Origin of the sequence: Flavobacterium tiangeerense (assembly GCF_007830355.1) — a bacterium.
Classification (GTDB): domain Bacteria; phylum Bacteroidota; class Bacteroidia; order Flavobacteriales; family Flavobacteriaceae; genus Flavobacterium; species Flavobacterium tiangeerense.
On record NZ_VLKO01000017.1, the window covers coordinates 1 to 24,366 of the forward strand.

The 24,366-nt window shown below is 33.4% G+C and carries 16 protein-coding genes; 7 read left to right on the forward strand and 9 right to left on the reverse strand.

The genetic code is table 11. The features are described 5' to 3' along the window. The 4 genes from IQ05_RS15030 to gldJ all read right to left on the reverse strand — a co-directional run. Window positions 1-253: ISAon1 family transposase N-terminal region protein (locus IQ05_RS15030; protein ID WP_144894283.1), on the reverse strand; the 253-nt coding region annotated here is incomplete at its 3' end. A 543-nt stretch (window positions 254-796) separates the two neighbouring features. Next, complete coding sequence (locus tag IQ05_RS15580) at window positions 797-925, reverse strand: hypothetical protein (RefSeq protein WP_262711544.1); 129 nt, start codon at window positions 923-925, stop codon at window positions 797-799. 1,775 nt (window positions 926-2,700) lie between these two features. Continuing rightward, window positions 2,701-3,984 carry a UDP-N-acetylmuramoyl-tripeptide--D-alanyl-D-alanine ligase gene (locus IQ05_RS15040; RefSeq protein WP_144894284.1) on the reverse strand — a complete coding sequence of 428 codons (1,284 nt, stop codon included), beginning with the start codon at window positions 3,982-3,984 and terminating at the stop codon, window positions 2,701-2,703. A 65-nt stretch (window positions 3,985-4,049) separates the two neighbouring features. Further along, window positions 4,050-5,729: a gliding motility lipoprotein GldJ gene (gene gldJ / locus IQ05_RS15045; RefSeq protein WP_144894285.1), complete on the reverse strand. Its 1,680-nt coding sequence runs from the start codon at window positions 5,727-5,729 to the stop codon at window positions 4,050-4,052. Between the two features lie 204 nt (window positions 5,730-5,933). Here gldJ and porU point away from each other — a divergent pair, with 204 nt between their 5' ends. From porU to IQ05_RS15075, 6 genes are all read left to right on the forward strand, one after another. Further along, window positions 5,934-9,764, forward strand: a complete 3,831-nt coding sequence (gene porU, locus IQ05_RS15050; RefSeq protein ID WP_144894286.1) for a type IX secretion system sortase PorU — start codon at window positions 5,934-5,936, stop codon at window positions 9,762-9,764. Window positions 9,765-9,802: 38 nt separating this feature from the next. Then, a complete protein-coding gene (gene porV, locus IQ05_RS15055) occupies window positions 9,803-10,972 on the forward strand; it encodes a type IX secretion system outer membrane channel protein PorV (RefSeq protein WP_144894287.1) in 1,170 nt (389 codons plus the stop codon). 80 nt (window positions 10,973-11,052) lie between these two features. Next, window positions 11,053-11,535 carry a cytidine deaminase gene (cdd, locus tag IQ05_RS15060; RefSeq protein WP_144894288.1) on the forward strand — a complete coding sequence of 161 codons (483 nt, stop codon included), beginning with the start codon at window positions 11,053-11,055 and terminating at the stop codon, window positions 11,533-11,535. 143 nt (window positions 11,536-11,678) lie between these two features. After that, entirely contained in the window at window positions 11,679-12,677 is a 999-nt protein-coding gene (gene pdhA, locus IQ05_RS15065) for a pyruvate dehydrogenase (acetyl-transferring) E1 component subunit alpha (protein ID WP_144894289.1), read from the forward strand. A gap of 7 nt (window positions 12,678-12,684) precedes the next feature. Further along, window positions 12,685-14,340, forward strand: a complete 1,656-nt coding sequence (locus IQ05_RS15070) for a pyruvate dehydrogenase complex dihydrolipoamide acetyltransferase (RefSeq protein WP_144894290.1) — start codon at window positions 12,685-12,687, stop codon at window positions 14,338-14,340. A gap of 335 nt (window positions 14,341-14,675) precedes the next feature. Continuing rightward, on the forward strand, window positions 14,676-15,047 hold the full coding sequence (locus tag IQ05_RS15075) for a RidA family protein (RefSeq protein ID WP_144894291.1): 372 nt from the start codon (window positions 14,676-14,678) through the stop codon (window positions 15,045-15,047). 40 nt (window positions 15,048-15,087) lie between these two features. Here IQ05_RS15075 and IQ05_RS15080 read toward each other — a convergent pair whose 3' ends face one another. Next, a complete protein-coding gene (locus IQ05_RS15080) occupies window positions 15,088-16,323 on the reverse strand; it encodes a glycosyltransferase (protein WP_244289589.1) in 1,236 nt (411 codons plus the stop codon). 347 nt (window positions 16,324-16,670) lie between these two features. Here IQ05_RS15080 and miaE point away from each other — a divergent pair, with 347 nt between their 5' ends. Further along, a complete protein-coding gene (miaE, locus tag IQ05_RS15085) occupies window positions 16,671-17,252 on the forward strand; it encodes a tRNA-(ms[2]io[6]A)-hydroxylase (RefSeq protein WP_086454570.1) in 582 nt (193 codons plus the stop codon). A gap of 155 nt (window positions 17,253-17,407) precedes the next feature. Here the strand turns inward: miaE and IQ05_RS15090 are convergent, their stop codons facing one another. From IQ05_RS15090 to IQ05_RS15105, 4 genes are all read right to left on the reverse strand, one after another. Continuing rightward, window positions 17,408-18,709, reverse strand: coding sequence for a TolC family protein (locus IQ05_RS15090; protein WP_144894292.1), 1,302 nt, complete (start codon window positions 18,707-18,709; stop codon window positions 17,408-17,410). Further along, a complete protein-coding gene (locus tag IQ05_RS15095; protein WP_144894293.1) occupies window positions 18,702-21,119 on the reverse strand; it encodes an ABC transporter permease in 2,418 nt (805 codons plus the stop codon). The genes IQ05_RS15090 and IQ05_RS15095 overlap by 8 nt, the downstream gene beginning before the upstream one ends. Window positions 21,120-21,121: 2 nt before the next feature. Next, on the reverse strand, window positions 21,122-23,545 hold the full coding sequence (locus tag IQ05_RS15100) for an ABC transporter permease (protein ID WP_144894294.1): 2,424 nt from the start codon (window positions 23,543-23,545) through the stop codon (window positions 21,122-21,124). Window positions 23,546-23,661: 116 nt separating this feature from the next. Then, window positions 23,662-24,363, reverse strand: coding sequence for an ABC transporter ATP-binding protein (locus IQ05_RS15105; protein ID WP_144894295.1), 702 nt, complete (start codon window positions 24,361-24,363; stop codon window positions 23,662-23,664). Window positions 24,364-24,366: the final 3 nt, after the last annotated feature.

The following is a 24,366-nucleotide window of genomic DNA, read 5'->3' on the forward strand; positions in this document are numbered from 1 at the left end:
CGTTGAGCCATCTTCGGCGTGTGATATGCAGATAAACTTGATGACCTCGAATGGGAAAGTCTTGAACTGTTATCTGGTCAAAAAAACCTTTTGAGCTTAATTTACTCTCCCGATATTCTTTAGGAATAGAATTGATTTCTTTTAAGTATAGATGAAGTATTTCTTGGTCTTTTTCATAAGAAGTTAACTCAAAATAATCCACAATAATCTCTGGTAACAACAACTTGATAAGTTCTTTAAAAGAATCCTGCATTTCTGTATTTTTTAAAATACAAATAACCGGTTTTTAATATTTCCCCACAACTTTCAGACTTGATCCTCAAAAACCTATAGACCTGATTAATTTATGCAAACAAATTTGTTAGTCCAAATAGGAAGAATTCTATACTTCCAACCCCTCTAAATTTGCTTCTAAACGCTTTAATCTTGGTATTAAAGATATGGCAGATGCGTTGGTACTTCGATTATGAAAATAGTTCAATATGGTTTGGTAATGATTTATGATAGATCTTGAGATAGTATTCAAAGACTTAAAGCCAGCTTGATTTACTTTCTCATTTCATTTGGCTAGCCTTGAAAGACCAATAATTTTATCATTTTTTTTTAAAGATGTTTCTTAAATCTTGTCCTAAATTGTAAGTTTTTTCAATATCGGGATATTATTCAAATAATATGGAAGATTGTTCTATTTTGTTTTTAGACTATTTTTTTATGCAGAAATTTACAACTTCTTGCTAACAACTGCTTAAGAGTGTTAACATTGGTTAACACTTTTGATGAATTTTCTATTGCCTTTTTAGCTTTTTTCTATAGCTTCATTTTCTAGTTCTATTTCTTGTAATGCTTCTAGTGCTAGTTTTTGCACTTGAATCATATCTATGTCGCAAGTTGCGTTTGAGAAACATTTCTTGGTAATGAAGCTCATATTTGCTGACATGTTCAGGGTTTCTCAGTGATTTTTTTGCGTTGCTTGATTAGTTTTTTTTGTAATAGATACAACGATATCTGCTTTAGTTCTAGCAATTATTGCTACTATTATTCCTTTTTAACTTTTGCTGTTTTGTTAGTTAAAGTAGTATTGAGTTTGCCATTAGATAAGCAGGTTTTGTTTATTGATAATTGGTTTGCAATGTTTTCAGGAAAAAGTATCTATTCTTTAGTGTTTGGTTTTACATTCCATATTCAAAATCAATTAAGAAAGCTTTGTGTTGATATTGTAAGTTTTCATAACTAAAACCATAAAAAGAATAAATAGTATTGCAATCAGTAGGCTTTGAATCTATTAATTTCTTTTAAAAAAGAGTTAAACTTTTTATTTTAATCGAGTGGCTTTTGCTACCAAATCCCAATCTCTAATAACAACTTTATCAATAGTTATGTTTAGCAATCTTCTTCTCTTTAGATAAGATAAACTTTGGATTCTCTTTATGGCAAGTCGCGAATTTTCATAGGTTCAACAAACCTTTCGATTGCAATTTATTTTTCGAAAATTCTAAAAGAACTTTATTTAATTTTTCTAAACATAAGTGTAAAAATTTTATCTTGCTTATCTATTGATGTTAATTCAAAATAGTGAGCAAGATATTCTGCTAATAATAGCGTGATTAGTATGTTGATTGATGAATCCATTTCTTTAATTAATATTTTTACAAAGAAATAAATTGTAATTCCTCCATAACTTTTAGACTTGAGCCGAAAACATCAAGTATAATGATGAGGGGTTTTTTGTTTTCAAAAATCTTTAAATTTTGTTAGTATGGGAGTAATAAATGCATAAGAGTAAATATGATGTGTTATAGGATTACTGTTTTATAAGGTATCAATATTCTTTGTTAATAAAGGATAATTATCGGAGACATTGTCCTGGTTCACTCGAAACAGATTGTTTCAAGCTAGTGCTCTAGATTTGTAATCAATTTCTATAAACTAAAGATTTGTATTTCTTGTGATACTTTTAATAATTATATGACATTAATTAAAATTATTTGGATTGGAAGATTTAACACATTATTGCAAATGATACTATCTTTAAAAAATAATACATTAGCTAGTTTCGATTTATTTTAAAATAAGAAAATACTTTATTATAAATGTTTTTCTTAGTTTAAACAATGATTATTGTCTAACATTATGTTGTGGTATGAAGGGTAATCGTCCAAGACAAGCAGCAGCGTGGGTAATAATTGCTAATTTTAATTGTGTTACTATGCGGGTAAAGATTTAATTAAAGGGTTGTAGATATTCATCTTCAAAAACTGATGTATTAGCATTAGACTTTACAAAGTGTAAGTTTTGTAGGTATTACCTCATTGCTAATATAAGTCGAAACAATGGTCGAATTACTTTAATGTGTTAATGATATAGTTTTCTGTTTTGGATGGTAAAAATCGCTGTCAAATCACATTTTATATGCATAAGATGGATTCCACTGATGATTAGTAATTTTCCTTTTTTATAATTTTTCTTCAGTTAACACCCCAGTATGCTTAGTAGAGTGAATTAAAAACGATATTTTTTAAAGGAAGTTTCTGTTTCTATGCCTGTATTATCTCCTTTAGAACGCGACTATGATATTAATGATATAGAGGATGAAATTTATTTTAAGTCTTAAAATAATCTAGTATTTATTCATCTAGTTTATGAAAATAGAAAAAGATATAAATAATATCCTTTTCTATTTTTTAAAGATAAAGCTTAAATTTATATTAAATCTAAGGTTCGTTCTAATGCCATTCCTCGAGATCCTTTTATTAAAATGGAAGTATTTTTTAATTTTGCGTTTAGAAAAGCACTAGAAAAACTTTCAAATGTTTCATAAAACCAAAAATTTGTCTTGTCTATTTTTGTTTCGTAAAATGCTTTGCCTACAAAGTAACAAAACACATTTTTCGAATTGGACATCATTTTAACAATTCCTTCATGCTCCTTCATGCTATCTGTCCCTAATTCAAACATGTCGCCTAATACTAGAATTTTATTTTGGTTTTCTAACTGTAAAAAGTTTTCAATTGCTACCTTCATACTACTTGGATTGGCATTATAGGCATCTAAAATAATCGAATTTGTATTCTTTGTAATCAATTGGGACCTGTTGTTTTCAGGTATGTAATTTTCAAGTGCTACTTTAATATCTATATCTGATATCTTAAAAAATGTCCCGATTGTTAATGCTGCATTTATATTGTTTGCGTTATATAAACCTATTAATTGGGAATTGATAGCGGTATTTTTATATATGACTGTAACTAGTGGGTTTGCCGTAACAGCATCAATTGATACATTGGCTAGTTGGTTGTGGATTCCAAATGTATAATTAGTAATTGCATGAGATTGTTTTACTTGAATAGCGTCATCAAGATTTATAAAAACAACTTTATTATTGATTCGCAAAAAATCATACATTTCGCTTTTCCCTTTTATAACTCCTTCGATTCCTCCGAATCCTTCAAGATGTGCTTTTCCAAAATTTGTAATATAGCCGTAATCTGGTTTAGCTATCTCGCAAAGAAAAGCAATTTCTTGTTGATGATTCGCGCCCATTTCAACAATACCTATTTCGGTTTCACTTGTAAATGAAAGTAAAGTTAAGGGCACTCCAATATGGTTATTTAAGTTCCCAACTGTTGATTTTACATTAAATTTCATAGCAAGAACTTTTGAAATAAGTTCTTTTGTAGTTGTTTTACCATTGCTCCCGGTAAGAGCAATAATAGGTAAGCCTAAAAAAATTCTGTGGTATTGTGATAGTTGTTGCAATGCTTTTAAACTGTCCAGAACGAGTATTGTCCTGTTATCTATAAAGTAGTCAGAATTGTCAATTATGACGTATGCAGCACCTTTTTGCAATGCTTCTTTAACAAATGTATTAGCATCAAAACGATCTCCTTTTAAAGCTACAAACATGGAGTTTTTTTCAATTTTTCGAGTGTCAATTGAAATGGAACTGCATTTTAAAAACAAACTATGAATTTCCTGTATATCCATATGAAATAATTTAAAAAAATAATAGCCCTAAAAAGGGCTATTATTGTATATATTATAAAATGTGTTTATTTATTTCTAATAGATCTTTTCTTATCTGCTTTTGGTCCAACCCTTGACATAGCACATCTAAATCCGATATAATCAGTAGCCATATCTTGTGGGAAATAACGTCTTTGAGCTGGGTCTAACCAATATGCTCTGTCTCTCCAAGAACCGCCTTTGTATACTCTTGATTGATCGTTTATTAAAGTAGTTCTTTTGCTAGATTTGTCAAATTTACGAACCATTTTACCTAAACTGTCTGTAGTTACATTGTGTTTAGGAGAGTTGTACATTGTTCTTTCTGATTTTGCTTTGTCATCATCTGAGTCGCCAAAATCATAATATCTTGTTGACTGCTTATCTCCATCTCTGTAGTTGATGTTATTGCTTTTATCAAAGTTTTGTCTCAAATAAGTTTCTTGTTCATCAACAGGAACTTGTGTAATTTGACCTGGTAAATTCCTCGCTACAATTTTACCATTACTTAAGGTGTCATATTTAATATTGTCTTTAGTTACAATAACTATTTTGCCATCGGCACCAATCATATTTTTGGTATATAAGTTACCTCTAAAGTAGTTGAAATCATTTGCTTCATTATCTACTATAGGTCTGTATACATCTTGTACCCATTCTGCAACGTTTCCGGCCATATCGTATAAACCAAAATCATTTGCTGGATATTTTTTAACCTCATTTGTGATATCAGCACCATCATCAGACCATCCTGCAATTCCACCGTAATCTCCATTACCTTGTTTAAAATTAGCAAGTTGATCGCCTTTTGATTGTCTTTTTCCTGAACGGGTGTAACCACCAGACCATGGATATTTCTTTTGACCCTTGTAGATGTTGTACTCTCTTTGTCCTGCATCTGCAGCAGCAGCATATTCCCATTCTGCTTCAGTTGGTAATCTGTATTCTGGTAGTAAAATTCCAGATGATCTTTGTGCATAAACATTTTTAGGTTCAATGGCTGCACCATTTTTACCACCTTTGGTTTGTTTTTTAGCATTTCTACCTTTAAGAACAATAGTCTCGTCTCCACCGTATGCAGAAGTTGGAGAGTTCAAATAAGTTTCAGTGTCGAAATTACTTTCGGCTGTTACGTCATTTGTCTTGGCATTTTTCTTCAAATACCCATTTTTCTCTAACAATGCTTCGTTTACACGTTGTGTTCTCCAGTTGCTAAATTCCACTGCTTGAATCCAATTTACACCTACTACTGGATATTCAGCATATGATGGGTGTCTCAAGTAGTTATTGGTCATAGTCTCATTATAACCTAATCTATTTCTCCATACTAATGTGTCAGGGGAAGCACCTTCGTATATGTTTTTGTAATTCTCTTCAGTTGGAGGGTATACACTTTTTAACCATTCTAGGTAATCAAGATACATAGAGTTTGTAACTTCGGTTTCGTCCATGTAAAATGACTGAACGTGTTGTTGTGTAGGTGAGTTGTTCCAGTCGTGCATTACGTCATCTTCAACTTTACCCATGGTAAAAGTACCTCCCTCAACAAAAACCAGTCCTGGTCCAGCTTCTTGTTTCTTTTTGCTGGCTCCTTTCTTGCTATCCATGTTCCAACCGGTTGCTCTTGATGTGTTTTTAGAGCTGGATTTTTTACTACAACTAGAGAAACCCACAATCAACATGATTGAGAGTAACACTTGTAGGCCCATAATTCTGTTTGCTTTCATATTATTTAGTAGGTAATAATTTAGTGCTGCAATATATTTACTAATGATAAACAGCGTAAAAATTGTATTATAACGTAAAACTCAGTTTTAACATTAATTTATATATCACAACGCAAATTTATAATAATTATTATTTAAAACGATATGTTTTGATTTATTTTTACCAATAAATACTAGGAATAAACAAATCACGTTAAAAAAAGAATGAGAAAAATAATTTTGTTTTTTTTGGTCTTCAGTCCGGTACTCAGTTTTTCACAACTAAATGGTGAAATAAAATTGAATTGGTTTGAAAAAAAAGAGATGTACTACGGCGCAAATCAAATAGTAATTCCCTATTTTTCTGGAGATGAGTTTCATTATGATGATTCTAGACAAACTATTAAAGCTTATTATGTAATTCCAAATTATAGGGGTTTTCAAGATGGGAATTTACAAGTTAGTTCTATAGTTTATGAACCCATAGATAAAGAATTGCTAGGTGATTTAAATCTTAAAAACATACCGACTGAAGCTGATTTTGATCTTGTACTTTCAACTGCAAGAGATTTAGTAACTGCTCAAATTATTTTTGCACCTATAATAAATGATGATTTTGGTTTTAAGAAAATTATTTCTTTTAATTATTCTATTACTGCTAACACATCTGTAACCAACCGCAGTTTTAAAGCTACAGCTGGAATCTCTAATTCTTTATTATCTAAAGGAAATTGGTATAAATTTTATATTGAAAAATCTGGTGTTTACAAATTGTCAAAAAGGTTTTTAGAGCAGCTGGGTATTGATTTTAAAAATGTAGACGCAAGGAAAATAAAAATATTCGGAAATGGTGGCAGGATGTTACCTTTAAGTAATAACATAGCATACCCAAATGATTTAATGGAAAATACCATTCAAGTTATTGGAGAAAATGACACCACGTTTGATGACTCGGACTATGTGCTTTTTTATGGTGAAGGTACTGATACATGGAATGAAGAAAGTCGGACCAATATTAATTTATATGATTCCAAATCCTATTATTACGTCAATATTCAAGGTGAAAATGGTAAAAGAATTAGTCCCTTGGTACAACCCACAGCAACTCCTACATTATTATTAAATACATTTGATGATTATCAATTTTATGAAAAGGATATAACAAACATTGGTAAATTGGGCAGGCAATGGTTTGGGGAGTCATTTGAAATTAAAAACGAGCAAGAATTCGATTTTAATTTCCCAAATGTTGACACCTCAGTTCCTATAAAAATCATGCTGTCTGCAGCATCGGTTGCGTTTACGGCAACTTCATTTAGTGTGACTTCAAATGGAAGTGCTCTTGCAACACTTACTTTTCCTGCGCTTAGTAATACATCAAGTACGGAGTTTTTCGTTAGTAATTTGCCTAATAACACCACAATAAATGGTTCTGAAAATGTTAAAATAAAACTCAATTATAATAACAATGGTGTTCCTGGTTCTAAGGGTTTTCTTGATCAAATTCGACTAATAGCAAAAAGGAAACTTCAGGGTAACGGAAAGCAATTCCGGTTTCAATACGATGCTGGTAACGCCGCCAATGGAATTGTGAATTACACGGTTTCTAATGCAGCCGGTATTTCGCAGATTTGGGACGTAACGGATATTTATAACGTTAAAACGGTTGTGAATTCCAATCAAAATACAATTGATTTTAAAGCCAATTTAGGTGAAATTAGAAAATATGTTGCGCTTGTAGATGCAGATTTTTTTACGCCATTGAGAGATGCTCAAACACGAGTTTCTAATCAAAATTTAAAAGGAACGCTTTTTACAAATAGAGCAGGTAATTTTCAGGATATTGACTATGTAATTATTTCGCCTACCGTACTTGTGTCGCAAGCAGAGACACTGGCTAATTTCCATCGCACTAATTCGGGCTTAAATGTAAAAGTAATTCCGCTGGAGTTAATTTATAACGAGTTTTCGTCAGGAAAGCAAGATATTGCGGCGATTAGAAATTGCATTAAATATATTTATCAAAATGCGTCAAGTACTGACAAAAGACTTAAATACATTAACCTTTTTGGTGATTCTTCGTATGATTACAAGAATAGGATCGCAAATAATACTAATGTAGTACCTATATATCATGCCTTAAATAGTAGCAGTTCAGGAGAATCTTCTTATGCGTCGGATGATTTTTACGGCTTGATGGATGCTAACGAAGGTAATATTACTTCTTCTTTTGGAGGTATTGATATTGCTGTGGGAAGAATGCTTGTTAACGATGCGAAACAGGCTAATGAAATGATTAATAAAGTTTTGGAATATCACAACTCAGAATCGTTTGGTAGCTGGCGTAATAATTTCGTGCTCATTTCAGATGATTCAGATGTGTTATCCGATGCCAATTTGCAAAACAAACAAAATAATCTAGCGAATACGATAGCTACTGAGAAACCATTTTTTAATGTCAATAAAATTCTTTTGGATTCATACATTCAAGAGGCAGCTGCAGGCGGTGCTCGATATCCAAAAGCTAGAACAGATTTTTTTAATGCTTTTGAAAAAGGAGCGTTGGTTTTTAATTACTTAGGTCATGGTGGCGAGGACGGACTATCAGTTGAGCGTATTTGGGAAAAATCAGATGGTCAAAATTTAAGTAATCAATTCAAATATCCTTTATTCATAACTATCACTTGTGAGTTTTCAAGATTTGACAACCCTTCGCGGCCTACTGCGGGTGAATTTACGTATTGGAATCCAAAAGGCGGTGCCATAGCTATGATTACTACTATACGATCAATAGGACAGTTTAGCGCTGAAACATTCAATGATACGTTTACAAAAAATTTACTTTCTTATGGTTCTAATCAATACACCTCTATAGCTGAAGCCCTTCGGATTTCAAAAAATAGCAATCCAAACTCTGCTACAAATGTTGTTTTTTACATTGGTGACCCTGCTTTAAAGCTCGCTATTCCAAGACCTAAAATTAGATTGACAAAAGTTAATGATGTTCCTGTAAGTCAGACGATAGAAGATTTTAAGTCTTTGTCAAAAATAAAAATTACTGGTGAAGTTAGTGATGAAAACAACAATATTATTTCAAATTACAATGGTGAAGTTACCTCGATGATTTTTGATAAAATGCTCAACAGAACAACGCTTAATAATGACGGCAATAGTCTACCCATTAACTTTAATGTATTGGGCGAAACTATTTTTCGCGGAAGCGCTAGTGTTGTAAATGGACAATTTGAATACAGTTTTATCGTGCCTAGAGATATTAGAATTCCTCTTGCAAACGGAAGAATTAGTTTTTACGCCAAAAAGAAAGACGCCTTGCAAAACGAAAATGGTTTTGATAGCAATATTAAAATAGGAGGGATTAATGAAAATGCGCCACTTGATAACACAAGTCCTAGAGTACAGTTGTATATGAACGATGAAAATTTTGTATCTGGCGGAAATACGAATGAATCTCCTTTTTTACTTGCAAAATTAAGTGATGAAAGCGGAATCAACACGGCAAGTGGAATAGGTCATGATATAGTTGCTGTTTTAGATGGTGATGTAAACAATCCTTTTATATTAAATGATTATTACCAAGCAGATTTGGACGATTTCACAAAAGGAACACTGCGTTTTCCACTTCGGAACCTTACGCCAGGTCTGCACACCATAAGCTTTAAAGCTTGGGATGTTTACAATAATCCTATAATTGCCGAAATACAATTTGTAGTTGTAGGTAATGACACGCTTACTTTGAGTAATGTACTTAACTATCCTAACCCATTTGTGAATTATACAGAGTTTTGGTTTACACATAACAAACCATTTGAACCGCTAGAAGTTCAAGTTCAAGTGATGACAGTGACTGGAAAAATTGTCTGGACAAAAAATCAAATTATAACAACGGACGGTTTCTTATCAAAAGAACTCACTTGGAATGGAAGAGATGATTTTGGCGACAAGCTAGGAAAAGGAGTTTACGTGTATAAGCTAACTGTAAAATCGAATACAACTAATAAAAAAGCAGAAAAATTCGAAAAACTTGTAATACTTTAATAATGTACTATATTTGTTTAATAAATAGAAGCCTCGTAATGAAAAACATAATACCAATTTTTGTATTGCTTTTTTGCATGAACATCACATCCGCACAAGACAGGACAATTAATCCTGGAGTACCATTTTTATTAGTCGCTGCTGATGCTAGAGCAGCTGGTATGGCTGATATGGGAGTAGCAACATCAGCTGATGCTTTCTCACAACAATGGAATCCTGCAAAGTATGCATTTTCTAAAGATGCTCAAGGATTCTCAGTAAGTTATACTCCTTATTTGACTGATTTAGTAAATGATATTTCATTAGGTCAGTTAACGTATTATAACAAACTAAATGAAAAAAGTGCGTTTGCTGGAAGCATTCGTTATTTTGGTCTTGGCGAAATTGAACTACGTGAAACTGGAGATCCTAATGAGGCTGCTCGTGTAGTTTCACCAAATGAATTTGCAGTGGATTTATCGTACTCCTTAAAATTGAGTGAGAAATTTTCGATGGCTGTAGGAGGACGATTTATCAATTCTAACTTAAAGGTAGCTTCAGATGCTAATGATGCAACGGCTGCAAGTACTTTTGCAGTAGACGTAGCAGGGTTTTTTCAATCAGAAGAAATTGCCTATTCTGATTTTAACGGACGTTGGAGAGCTGGATTTAATTTTCAAAATTTAGGTCCAAAAATTAGTTACGACAATGATGATGTTAATAATAATTTTATACCAGCTAATTTAAAGTTAGGTACTGGATTTGATTTTATATTGGATGATTTTAATAAAGTAGCACTTAATGTAGAATTCAATAAATTGCTAGTTCCTACTTTTCAAAAAAACGACTTGAATGGCGATGGAATTACTACACCTGAAGAAGCAAATCAAAATTTAGAAAATTACAGATCCATCGGATGGACTTCTGGCATTTTTAAATCATTTGGTGATGCACCAGACGGAATGAGTGAAGAATTGAAAGAAGTAACCTATGCTGTAGGTGCTGAGTATTTGTATCAAGATTCATTTGCCATGCGAATGGGATATTTTCATGAAAGCCCACAAAAAGGAGCACGACAATTTTTTTCGTTAGGAGCAGGATTTAAGTACACTACTATCAAGGTAGATGTCTCTTATTTGTTTTCGGCATCCAAGGTTAGGAACCCACTAGAAAATACATTACGATTCTCCTTGACATTTAATTTTGGAGATCAATACGATGAATATTAAAAATTAGATTAATTACTTATAGATAATCCAAATTGCACCTTTGTTAAAAGTGTAATTTGGATTTTTTTTCCCTTACAAATATGAAAGAAATAATAATTTCAACACAGTTTACCGTTTTCGAAGATGCACAAGATATGCCAACGGATGTTCAAGATTTAATGAAACAGGCTGTAGAGGTTCGTAAAAATGCTTATGCACCCTATTCAAAATTTAGAGTTGGAGTAGCAATTTTATTAGATAATGGAGAGGTGATTGTAGGTTCGAATCAAGAAAATGCAGCTTATCCATCAGGATTGTGTGCAGAGCGTGTAGCTATTTTTTATGCTGGTGCAAAGTATCCTGATGCAAAAGTTTTAAAAATGGCTATAACAGCAGCTTCAGATACCAATCAAACTACGGCGCCAATTCCGCCTTGTGGATCCTGCAGGCAATCAATTGCAGAATATGAAATCAAACAAGAAATGCCTATCGAAATCTATTTTATGGGGGAAATAGGTTTGGTTTACAAATCAGACTCCTTAAAAAATTTATTGCCATTTATGTTTGATAAAAAATTCCTTTAAAATTCCCAAAAACTAGCCATTATATTTTAGTTCTTACGCGGAATGTCTTATTTTTGCGTTTCGCAAATTTGTGGGAGGAAACTATTTTGCGTTATAGGTTCAAATTGATTCAACAATAACACTTAAGCAAAAGAAAAATTCAGATGAAAGAAGTTACAAGAGAAGTATATGTGAAATGGTATGAGGATATGCTATTTTGGAGAAAGTTTGAGGATAAACTGGCAGCATTATACATTCAACAAAAAGTTAGAGGTTTTTTACATTTATACAACGGTCAAGAAGCAGTATTAGCAGGAGCGCTTCACGCTATGGATTTGACTAAAGATAAAATGATTACCGCTTATAGAAATCACGTACAACCAATAGGTATGGGTGTGGATCCTAAGCGTGTAATGGCAGAATTACTTGGTAAAGTGACGGGTACTTCAAAAGGAATGGGTGGATCTATGCACATTTTCTCAAAAGAACACCGTTTTTATGGAGGTCACGGTATCGTAGGAGGTCAAATTCCAGTAGGTGCTGGTTTAGCATTTGCAGATAAATATTTTAATACTGGCGGTGTGACTATGACTTATTTTGGGGATGGAGCAGCACGACAAGGTTCTTTACACGAAGCTTTTAATATGGCTATGCTATGGAAATTACCTGTAGTTTTTATTGTTGAAAACAATGGATACGCTATGGGAACCTCTGTAGAAAGAACTGCAAATCATACGGATATTTGGAAACTAGGTTTAGGATATGAAATGCCTTGTGGTCCAGTAGACGGAATGAATCCTGTAAAAGTTGCTGAAGCAATGACAGAAGCAATTGATAGAGCACGTCGTGGTGATGGACCAACGTTCTTGGAAATGAAAACATACCGTTATAGAGGTCACTCTATGTCGGATGCTCAATTATACCGTTCTAAAGAAGAAGTAGAAGAGTACAAAAAAATTGATCCTATTACACAAGTTTTAGATGTAATTAAAGATCAAAACTACGCTACAAGCGAAGAAATAGAAGCTATTGATCAAAGAGTGAAAGATTTGGTTGAAGAGTGTGCTACATTTGCCGAAGAGTCTGATTACCCACCAATTCAACAATTGTACGACGTAGTCTACGAACAAGAAAACTATCCTTTTATACCTCATAAACTATAAATCAATTATGGCAACAATTATTACAATGCCTCGTTTGAGCGATACGATGACGGAAGGAACGGTAGCGACTTGGCTAAAAAAAGTAGGTGATAAAGTAAGCGAAGGAGATATTCTTGCCGAAATTGAAACCGATAAAGCAACAATGGAATTTGAGTCTTTCAACGAAGGTACTCTTTTACACATAGGTATACCTGCTGGTGAAACAGCAGCAGTAGACTCATTATTAGCCATCATAGGAAAAGAAGGCGAAGACATTTCAGCATTACTTGCAGGAAAACCAGCTGAGGCAACTCCTGCTGCAGACGAAGCAAAACCTGCTTCAGAAGCGGTGGCTGTTCCAGAAGTTACTAAAGAGTCATCTGCAGTAGCGACTTCTTTACCAAAAGGAGTAGTGGTAATAACAATGCCTCGTTTAAGTGATACAATGACCGAAGGAACTGTTGCAACCTGGTTGAAAAAAGTAGGAGATGCAGTTGCCGAAGGTGATATTCTTGCTGAAATTGAAACCGATAAAGCAACAATGGAGTTTGAGTCTTTCAATGCGGGTACATTATTATATGTAGGTATTGAAGAAGGAAATACAGCTCCTGTTGACAGTCTTTTAGCAATTATTGGTCCTGCGGGAACTGATGTTGCTGGAATTGCTACAAATTATAAAGCAGGCGGAGCAACGCCAACTGCTCCTGCTGCAGAAGTTAAAGAAGAAGTTGTAACAACAACGGCAGCGACTGAGCCAGTTGCTCAAGAAGCTGCACCTGATGGACAACGTATTTTGGCTTCGCCATTAGCAAAGAAAATTGCAAGTGATAAGGGAATTCAGTTGAATCAAGTTAAGGGTTCGGGTGAAAATGGTAGGATCGTAAAAAGCGATATCGAAAACTTTACACCAGCTGTTCCTAAAACAACTGCTGATGCACCGTCTGCAAAAGCAGAAACTGTTGTTGCACCTGCTGCACCAAAAGTGTTTGTTCCTACTGGAGAAACATTTACAGAGGAAATCAAGAATTCTCAAATGCGCAAGATTATTGCAAAACGATTGGCCGAATCCTTATTTACTGCTCCGCATTACAACTTAGTAATCGAAGTAGCTATGGATGATGCAATGGCTTCAAGAGCAGTAATTAATACCGTGCCTGATACAAAAGTGTCTTTTAACGATATGGTAATTAAAGCTTGTGCAATGGCTTTGAAAAAGCATCCAAAAATTAATTCACAATGGAAAGATGATGCTATTACAATCAATCACCATGTAAATATTGGAGTTGCTGTAGCAGTTGAGGATGGTCTAGTAGTTCCTGTATTGAAATTTACAGATGCTATGAGTTTGTCTCAAATTGGAGGTAGTGTTCGAGATCTTGCCGGAAGAGCAAAAAACAAAAAGCTATTACCTGCAGAAATGGAAGGAAGTACTTTTACTGTTTCTAATTTAGGAATGTTTGGTATTGTTGAATTCAATTCCATTATCAATCAGCCTAATTCTGCAATCCTATCTGTAGGTGCAATTGTAGAGAAACCAGTTGTTAAAAACGGACAAATTGTAGTAGGAAACACTATGATGTTATCTCTTGCTTGTGATCACCGAACTATCGATGGAGCAACTGGAGCGCAGTTCTTGCAAACACTAAAACAATACATTGAAAATCCAGTGACTATGCTTGCATAACTACGGATTCAATCTAATAACAAAACCCATCACTTTTTTTGAGCTGATGGGTTTTGTGTTTTTGGGCATGTCCCAGCTTCCACTAGCGTTGCAGCACGGTCAGGCTATACGCTATATCTTTTATTACGCTACCGCTTCATAAAAGGATGCCGCTCCTATCCTTCATGCACATGAGATCTTAATAGAGAAAATGGTGTAGTAGTCTACGTATTTTTGAAAATGAAAGGCAAACAAAGTAGTTTTGATGTTGTAGTAGCGTTGGTTTAAAAAATGTATTTTTATAGGACTTTCAATAGATAAACTATTAATTTTGTATCGACTTAATATGCTACAAAATGATTCAAAAAGAATACATTGATCCCAGTGCAGGTTTTTCACAAACAGTACTGGTAAAAACGGGTGATTTTAAAACTCTTTATATTTCAGGGCAAATTGGCATTGGGGATACACTAGAAGCCCAAGTAATTGCTACTTTTCAAAACTTAGAACAGCAATTGCATAAATGCAATGCTACGTTTAAGGATGTGGTTAAAATGAATACCTATATTGTAAATTTTAATCCAGAAACCGATTTACCGATTTTTAGAAAAATTAGAAATGAATTTTTAGGAAATGAGAATTATCCAGCAAGCACTCTTGTTGGCGTTTCGGTATTGGGTAATAAAGATTGGCTCATTGAAATTGAAGCGATCGCTGTTATTGAATAAATACAACTTGAAATAAATTATTATAGAAGCAAATTTCGTTTTAGTTTTTATTTTTCTCGGCAATCCATTTTGACATGTACATGGTGCTTTTCAAAGTATGATGTTGTAGCAATGCACCCATAAAATTGTTCAAACGGTGTTGTTCTAGATTTTTCTGTATGCTTTGCATTTGATTTTTGAAATCAGTTTCAAATAATGTTCTTGCATAACGTAGCTTGATTGTTTCAAATCCATTTTCTTGAGAGGCTAGCCACGTTTTTTTGTTTTGATACAACAACACTGCTTGGTTGGCAAAAAGTTCGGGATTGTCTTGAATAAAACCATTCCATGGCAAATCACCATGCATCGATTCGGCGCCAATTGTAGTAGTTACGCTAGGTGTACCGCATTGCATGGCTTCGAGCAATTTTCCTTTTATTCCTGCGCCAAAACGCAAGGGTGCTAGAACAACTCGGGCCTGTTTTACTACTTCTTGCGCATCCTCTGCCCTACCCAGAATTAAAAATCCTTCTTTAGCGTTATGTAGTTGCAGCACTTTTTGGGAAGGATAGGCACCATAAATTTTGCAAACCGCTTCAGGTACTTGTTTTTTAATCAAGGGCCAAATGGTTTGTTTTAAATACTGAACCGCATTCCAATTGGGTTCGTGTAAAAAATTACCAATAAAAGTAAAGTCACTTCTGTTCTCAAAGGATGGTGTTGTAGTTGCATTTAAAATTGCCTCTGACTCAAGTAAAAGAGGCAGGTATAAAAGTAACGCCTGGTCAATTTTGAAAGTAGTGGTTAGTATTTCAATTTCATATTGAGAAATCATTAAGGAGATATCGCAGCGCAAAATACTAGCAATTTCTCGTTTGGCAACTTCTTCAACAACTAAGTCTTGGGTTGTGTATACTCGGTTTTCCTTGAAAGCTTTTTGTCTTGCAAGACGCAAACAATGTAAGTCCTCAGTATCTAATATTCGGATAGCATTAGGGCAATTTTCGGCAACTCTCCAGCCAAATTGTTCTTCAATCATAAAGCGATCAAAGAGCACTACAGCCGGATTTAGTTCTTTGATAAACGCATCAAAAGTAGACGAATTGAGAAGGATTGTTTTCTTGTCAACGTTTAGGGACTCAAGATCCGTACTAAAAGCGCTGTCTTGTGCTGGAGAGGCAAAGGTGATTTTAAATCCTTGTTTTTGATACAGCGAAATTAATTGTATCATTCTTCCGCCTGCAGCTGAGGAGTTGGGTTCAGGCCAAACAAAACCAATAATTAAGAGTGATTGCACTTTTTTAAGAGATGAAAATTACGGTTGCAAAATACTAATTTAATGTGGTATTGTAGCGTTAGGAACTTGTAAATTCTGATGAATATAAAGGCTTTCATTTCAGGTTAGACGCCGCGTGAGGGATAGGAGCGTATAGCCCGCAATGGCGTTGTCGCGTAGCAAAAACGCAATGAGGACTTGAAGCGGATAGCCCGACAGCAAAAAAATGGCTGAGTGGAATGGTGCTAGGCCATTTTTTTTGGTGGCACGCTCTAACTATTTTTATTTTATTAAGGGTTCAATCTGATCTTGATGGATATGTCTATGCAATAAATCACTAATTTTGTACTACATTAAATGATATTGAAATGTTAGGACTAAAATTAGTTACGGACCCAAGATGGGTGAATATAGTAGAGTCAAATATTGAAGAGATATTGACAGACCACGCTTGGTGTGAACAAAAAGCGGCATCGAACGCAATAAGTTTGATTACTCAAAATTCAGAAAAAGAAGAACTGGTAACTGAATTGATGATTATTGCTAGGGAAGAATTAGAGCACTTGCAAATGGTGCACGACTTGATAAAAAAGAAAGGGCTTTCGTTAGGGCGCGAGCGTAAGGATCATTATGTGAATGAGTTGTTTAAGTTCATGAAAAAAGATGGGAGTAGGAATGATGCTTTGTGTGAACGTTTGTTGTTTTCGGCTATGATTGAAGCTAGAAGTTGTGAACGTTTCAAAGTGCTTTCGGAAAACATTGCTGATGCAGAATTAGCTAAATTTTATCGGGATTTAATGATTAGTGAAGCGGGGCATTACACGACTTTTTTAGGATTTGCCAAAAAATATGCGGATCATGTAGATGTGGATAAACGCTGGAAGGAATGGATTGCCTTTGAAACTTCGATAATTGTGAACTATGGAACAAGTGAAACCATTCACGGCTAAACCGAAAGTTAATGTTCAGGTCATTGCAAAAAAAAACTTCTCCATTTTTTGAGAAGTTTTGTGGGCGGGGTGAATTTCTTCATGAATCATTTTGTTCCAGATGAAAAGAAATAACCGTTTGCAGGGTAAACACTTTTGTATAATCGTGTTAATTTTTACAGTTGATTCCTTGTCAGCAGATTTATTTTCAAATCAATATATTGCAATTGAAGACTATTTTTTAATAATTCAAAATCAGCCGAAAGCGATTGATTTTTCACTGAGGAATATACAATAGCTTCCACTTTGCCGCTTATAAATTTAGCTTGAGTAGTTGCTAGAGAAGCTTTGGCATACTTTTCTTTCTCCACCAATTTATTCTGAAGCTGCAAATAATTTCTTTTGTTTTGTTCTTCCAATACTACTTGTTTGTCCAATTGTTGTTTTTCTTTTTCAATAGTGAGTTTTGCCTTATCCCCAGCTATTTTTGATGCACTGATTTTTTTATTGTTCCTAAAGCCATTGAAAACAGGAACGCTCAACTGCATACCAACTTGTTGACTTTTATTATCTTCTAATTGATTGAAAAAAGAATCTGTGTTGGCATTTGCTTGTTTTATATTTTTATAATAAAAAGTAGAATATCCGTAGTAGGCTGACAAAACTGGATAATTGCTGGCTTTTTCCAATCGAATTGACTTCAAACTATTTTGATAATTGAGTTCGGCAAGTTTAATTTTAGGATTAAAAAGCTCAGTATCAAAATCTTTTGTCACTTCCTTTAAATATGGTTCTAAAACAACTTCATCAGTTTTTACATCAATAGCATTCATCAACTGAAACAATTCTGTTTTTTTTATAGCATACAATTGTTCTGTTTCCTGATTTCGGATTTCTTCTGTTGAAAAGCTCAATTGCATGTCATACAAATCACTTTGGGGTTTACTCCCAATGGCAACTTCTTTAGTTATTCTGTCTAAGTTGAAATAAGCCTGCTTGAGTTGTTCTTTTTGGATTTTCAATAACTCCTGTATGTATAGCACTTGATAAAAGCTTTCTAAAATTTGAAGTTTGTATTCATTTTCTATGACTTCTACATCCGCTTTGGCGAGTGCAATATTAATTTTGTCTTTTTGTGCATTTGCAAAAGCACTAAAATCTATTAAATTTGTTCTGGCATTGAGATAAAAGTTATTGTTCTGAATGTTAGAGCTCACCCTTCCGTTAGTCGACGGATCAATGGTAGAACCAAAATTATAGCCTTGTTCACCATATAAATTGATACTGGGTAACATTCGATTCAAAACTGAGTTTTGGGACTTTTCTGTTTTTTTTATTTCAAGTTGTCTGATTTTTATTTCGATATTATTTTGCAAAGCTATTTCCATGCATTTAGTAAGTGTCCAAGAATTTCCCTGAGCACTTACTAAAGTAAAAATTAAAAAAAAGACTAACGTAAAAATTGAATTCTTATTCATATTTTAAATATTTTAAAACATCCGTTTTAGTTGCTTGAAAGGCTTTTGAAAGCACTATCAAAAGTGTTAGAAGTAGCAAAACAACAAACCCAAATACGAATGGAAATACTGTCATGTGAATCCTAAAGGCAAAATTTTCGAGCCATTTGCTCAATAAATAAAACACCGGAAACAAAGCAATTAAATATCCGATTGTGCAATACAAAATATACTGTTTTGATAATTCGATCAACAAAGAATTGGTTGCTGCACCCAAAGTTTTTCTAATAGCAATTTCTTTCATGCGCCTTTGTATTGAATACGATGCCAAAGCAAATAATCCAAAAAGCGCAATACCAATTACAACAATATTTAACAATGAAAAAAGATTCTTTTGCTTCACATAATTTTCATAGGTTCTAGCGTATTGTTTGTCTACAAAATCGTATTTAAACGGATTTTCAGTATCGACTTTGCTCCATAGTTTTTCAATATCGGCAATCGTATTTTCAATGTTATCTGCTTTTAGTTTTATATATACTTTATCTATGTATTGAGCACTACCCGTTATTTTAAGATGATAAAAAACGATGGGAGGCACTTTTTCTTCGGGGCTCAAAATATTAAAATCCTTAACAACTCCTATAATTCTTAAAATTTGATTATTGATTCTGACACTCTCACCAATTGGTTTTTTTATCTTCATTAATTGCACAGCAGTTTCGTTAAGTACAACTGAATTAATTGTGTCTGAAGCAATTTTTAAATCAAAATTTCTTCCGTTTGTTACCTTAACATTTAGCATTTCAAAAATCCCAAAATCTACAGGAATACCTCGCTCCTTGAAAAGTTCGTCATTATATAAAACTGGAACTATAGCATTATTTGAGCCGTCAAATGAAATAAGACCAGTAGATATTGCATTGACTCCATTTATTTTTGATAATTCTTGCTTGATTGTACTGTATTTGTTATAAATATGTTGTCCCGGATTTTGTACTTCATAGTCAGAGTTTGAAAAATTTAATGGTACAGTAATCACTTGGTCACCTTTAAAACCTAAATCTTTATGAGTTAAATAGTTGATTTGTTGATAGACAATATAAGAACCTACAATAAAAAAAGTGGCAACTGCATATTGAAAAATTAGCATTCCATTGCGCAGCCAAATTCCGCTTTTACTTCTGCCAAAATTACCTTTCAACACCTTTAAAGTTTCAAAATTAGCGACATAAACCGCTGGGAATATTCCTGCTAACAAAACAGAAACAATAAAAATGAGTAGCAATTGAAGATAAAATTGACTCCCAATAATATGTAAATTCTTGTTTAAAAAATCATTGTAATATGGTAATGACAACTCCACAATCACTAAAGCCAATAAAATAGAAAACAAACATAGTAGGACACTTTCAAAAATAAACTGAATTACAATAGCACCTTTTGAAGCACCCACAACTTTACGGACACCCACTTCTTTGGCGCGCTGTATAGCATTGGCAGTAGCCAAATTGATATAATTTACAAGAGATAAAATGAGAATTAAAACGGACAATCCAGCCATAATTACTAAAAACTGATAATTCCCTCTGCCTTCAGGATAACCATCTGTAATAGAATGTAATCTTGCTTTTGAAAGTGGCTCCATAACAACATTAAAGTATCCTATTTTCTTAGCCATTTCTTCTTGAGTAAATCCTTCAAGTTTAGCTATTCTTCCAACAAAGCTTGTATTGTACTCTTTTTCAAGACTTTTTCTCGTAAGTTCAATTTTTGATGGATCTTTGACTTTTACTACTAATTTTAATAAAAAAGGAGCTGTTACATTTGTTGTTGTCAATTCCTTCATTCTGTTTACTATAACATTAGGAGCAATTGATGAGTTTCCAGGAATTTGATACACCGCACGAACTACAAACATGTGATCTAAACATTTTATTTGTTTCCCAATTGGATTTTCGTTCCCAAAAACGCGCTTAGCAATAAGGTCTGAAATAGCGACACTAGAATCATCTTTTAATCCTGAGATAGCATCTCCGCTAATTATTTTGAAAGGGAAAAACGAAAAGAAATTGTTTTCAACATTAATGATTTTAGTTTCAACTATTTTCTTTCCATTGTAGATGATTTTATCCTTTTGATACCAACTGTCAGCATACAATATACTTTCAACATTTGAGTCTTTGGCTAATACAGGTTTTAAAAACAAAGAACATTCAGACCAAATAGGCATATCACTCAATTGTATCAAAACTTGATATACGTTGTCCTTTTCAGGATTCCACTTATCATAACTTTGTTCGTCGTTCCAATATAGTAGAGCGAAAATCAATCCTGCAATTCCTATGGCTAGTCCGAAAACATTGAGAAAAGAAAACAATTTGTTTTGCTTTAAGTGGTAAATAAATATTTTAATCCAGTTTTTTAGCATGATTACTCGTATTTTAAGTATTGTAAAACGTCAACTCTTGTGGCCTGATATGCTTTTGAAAGCACTACTAATAATGTTAGTGACAATAAGGCAATAAAGCCAATTAGAAAAGGATAGATTGAAATGTCAATTCGATAAGCGAAATTCTCTAACCATTTATTAAGTAAATAATATGCTGGAAAGACTGCGATCAAAAATCCTATAACACAATAAATAATGTATTGTTTGGATAATTCTTTTAATAAAATGTTAGTTTCGGCGCCCAATGTTTTTCTGACGGCAATTTCTTTCATGCGTCTTTCGATAGAAAAGGAGGCTAGGCAGAACAAACCAAAAAGTGCAATTAGGATTACCTCAATATTGAGTATTGAGAATAAGTTTTTTTGCTTCACATAACTGCTATACGATCTTTGGTAATCTTTATCTACAAAATCGTATACAAACGGATAGTCAGGATCTACTTTTTTTAGCCAAAAATTTTCCAGATCAGCTACTGTTTGATCTATAGTTTTTGCAACGGCATCAATGTAAATATTGTTTAAAGCAAATGTCAACCACGAATTTGTTTTAAAATGGAATATTGACATTGGCGGAATAGCTTCGGCTGGATTCCCTATGTTAAAATCTTTTACAACCCCAACGATGATTAACTCTTTACCATTCCAATTTACCTTTTTCCCAATTGGTTTTTTCTCTTTTAGTAGTCGTGCGGCAGTTTCATTTATGAGCATTGTATTAATAGTATCCTGAGCAAATTTTGGACTCAAATACCTTCCCTTTACAAGTTTTATTTGCATCATTTCTAACATCCCAAAATCAATCGGAATATTGTCTCCATCCACACTTAAATCTTTATATTGAAGCGTTATTGTTGATTTTGCAGATCCTCCAAAAGCAAAGCCACCCGCTGCCACTTGTTTTACACCAGGAATGCGCAATAATTCATTTTTGATAGTTAAGTAGCGATCAAATCTAAAATTGTCTGTTATTTCTTCTCCATATACATTGCGATAAGAAATACTTAAAATTTGATTCGCCTTGAAACCTAAATCCTTTTTATTGATATGGTCTATTTGCTGATAAACAATATAGAATCCGATAATAAAAAATGTCGCAATTGAAAATTGAAAAATCAACATTCCGTTGCGTAACCAAACGCCACTTTTACTTCTTCCAAAATTGCCTTTCAATACCTTTAATGCTTCAAAATTAGAAACATATATTGCTGGGAAAACTCCTGCCAGACAAACCGTAATACTAAATATGATGATAAGTTGTAAATAAAATTGACTGCCCTGTACAACGATGGTTTTATCTAAAAAATCATTATAATAAGGTAACGACAGTTCCACAAGTACAAGAGCAATTAAAATTGAAAACAACGACAGTATTGCTGTTTCAAAAACAAATTGCTGAATTATATTAATTTTTGAAGAACCTATAACTTTTCTTACGCCAACTTCTTTGGCGCGTTTTATAGCATTTGCTGTTGCAGAATTGATGTAATTTACAATTGAAAGTAGCAGAATTAAAACAGATAATCCTACCATAATCATCAAAAACTGAAAATTACCATTTTCCTCAATTAGACCACTCGTTTTAGTATGTAACCGAATAGTAGACAAAGGCTCTAAAGATGGTTTTGTAGTTCCATATTTTTCAATGTATTGCTCAGGAGTAATTCCATTTTCTTGAGCAAAACGAACCGTTAGATTATCGTAATAAAGTTTTTGCAAATCATTTTCGACTAGTGAAACTTTGCTAGGATTTTTAACTTTAAGAAATAATACAAACTGAAAATTCCCCCATTGTACAATAGATTTTCGAATTCTTAAGTCAATGAAATTAACAACAGCAGAAGGATTATAAGAAGATTTTTTATCCATTTTGTAAACGCCTCTTACAGTGATTTTTTTATTTTGAAAAAGAACTTCTTTTCCTAAAGCAGTTTCTTTTCCAAAAAGCTGCAAAGCTAAACCTTGTGATAAACTGATACTATTTTCATCAGGTAATGCTGATTTTTGGTTGCCTTCTACAAATTCATAAGGGAAAAATTCAAAAAAATTCTTTTGTGCTAATACAATTTTGCTTGATTGCACTTTTTTATTTTTAAACCGAATTAGATCGCTTTCATAATTTCCACTTAAATAACAATACGATGCTACTTCTGAACTTTTCTCTTTTATCGCAGCCCCTATTGGAGCCGAACTCGATGCCCAAAATGTATTTTCGCTCATCTGATTAGCGACCAAAAACACATTTTCTTTTTCAGGATTCCAAGCATCATAACTTTGTTCGTCATTCCAATATAAAATGGCGAATATCACTCCTGCAATACCAATGCTCAAACCCAAAACGTTGAGAAAAGAAAACAATTTGTTTTGCTTTAAGTGGTAAATAAATATTTTAATCCAGTTGAGTATCATAACTTTTTGATTGATTTAATTTTGATTGATGTAAGAGGTTCAAGATGTTTACAAAAGTATTTTGCAAAGCATCTCAAAAATGATTGTGGCGATTGATAACAGGATGGTTTTCATTTTTATACTTTAAAAACATCCACATTTCTTTGATTAGTTTTTTCTGAAATGATAACTCCATCTTTCATCAAAATGGTTTTTTGGGAAAAAGAAGCATCATAATCAGAGTGAGTAACCATCAAAATTGTCGCACCGTTGGCATGTAAATCAGTTAGAAGTTCCATTACTTCATTTCCGTTTTTACTGTCCAGATTTCCTGTAGGCTCATCGGCAAGAATGATTTTTGGGTCATTGATTAAGGCTCTTGCTACCGCCACACGCTGTTGCTGTCCTCCAGAAAGTTGTTGCGGATAATGTTTTAATCGGTGGGAAATCCCTAATTTTTCGGCAATTGCTTCTACTTTTTTCTTTCTGTCAGAGGATGGAACTTTATTGTAAATCAGCGGCAATTCAATATTATCATAAACTGACAATTCGTCTATCAAGTTGAAATTCTGAAAAATAAAGCCAATATTTTCTTTTCTGGCTTTCGATTTTTCTTTCTCTTTCAGCCCAATCATTTCTTGGTTTAACAACTGATAACTTCCGCTTGAAGCGCTGTCTAGCAACCCAACAATATTCAACAAAGTGGACTTCCCGCTTCCCGATGGTCCCATAATCGACACAAAATCACCTTGATTAATGGTTAGTGAAACTTCGCTCAATGCCATAGTTTCTACTTCTTCTGTTCTAAATACTTTTGAAAGGTTTTTAATTTGAATCATAAT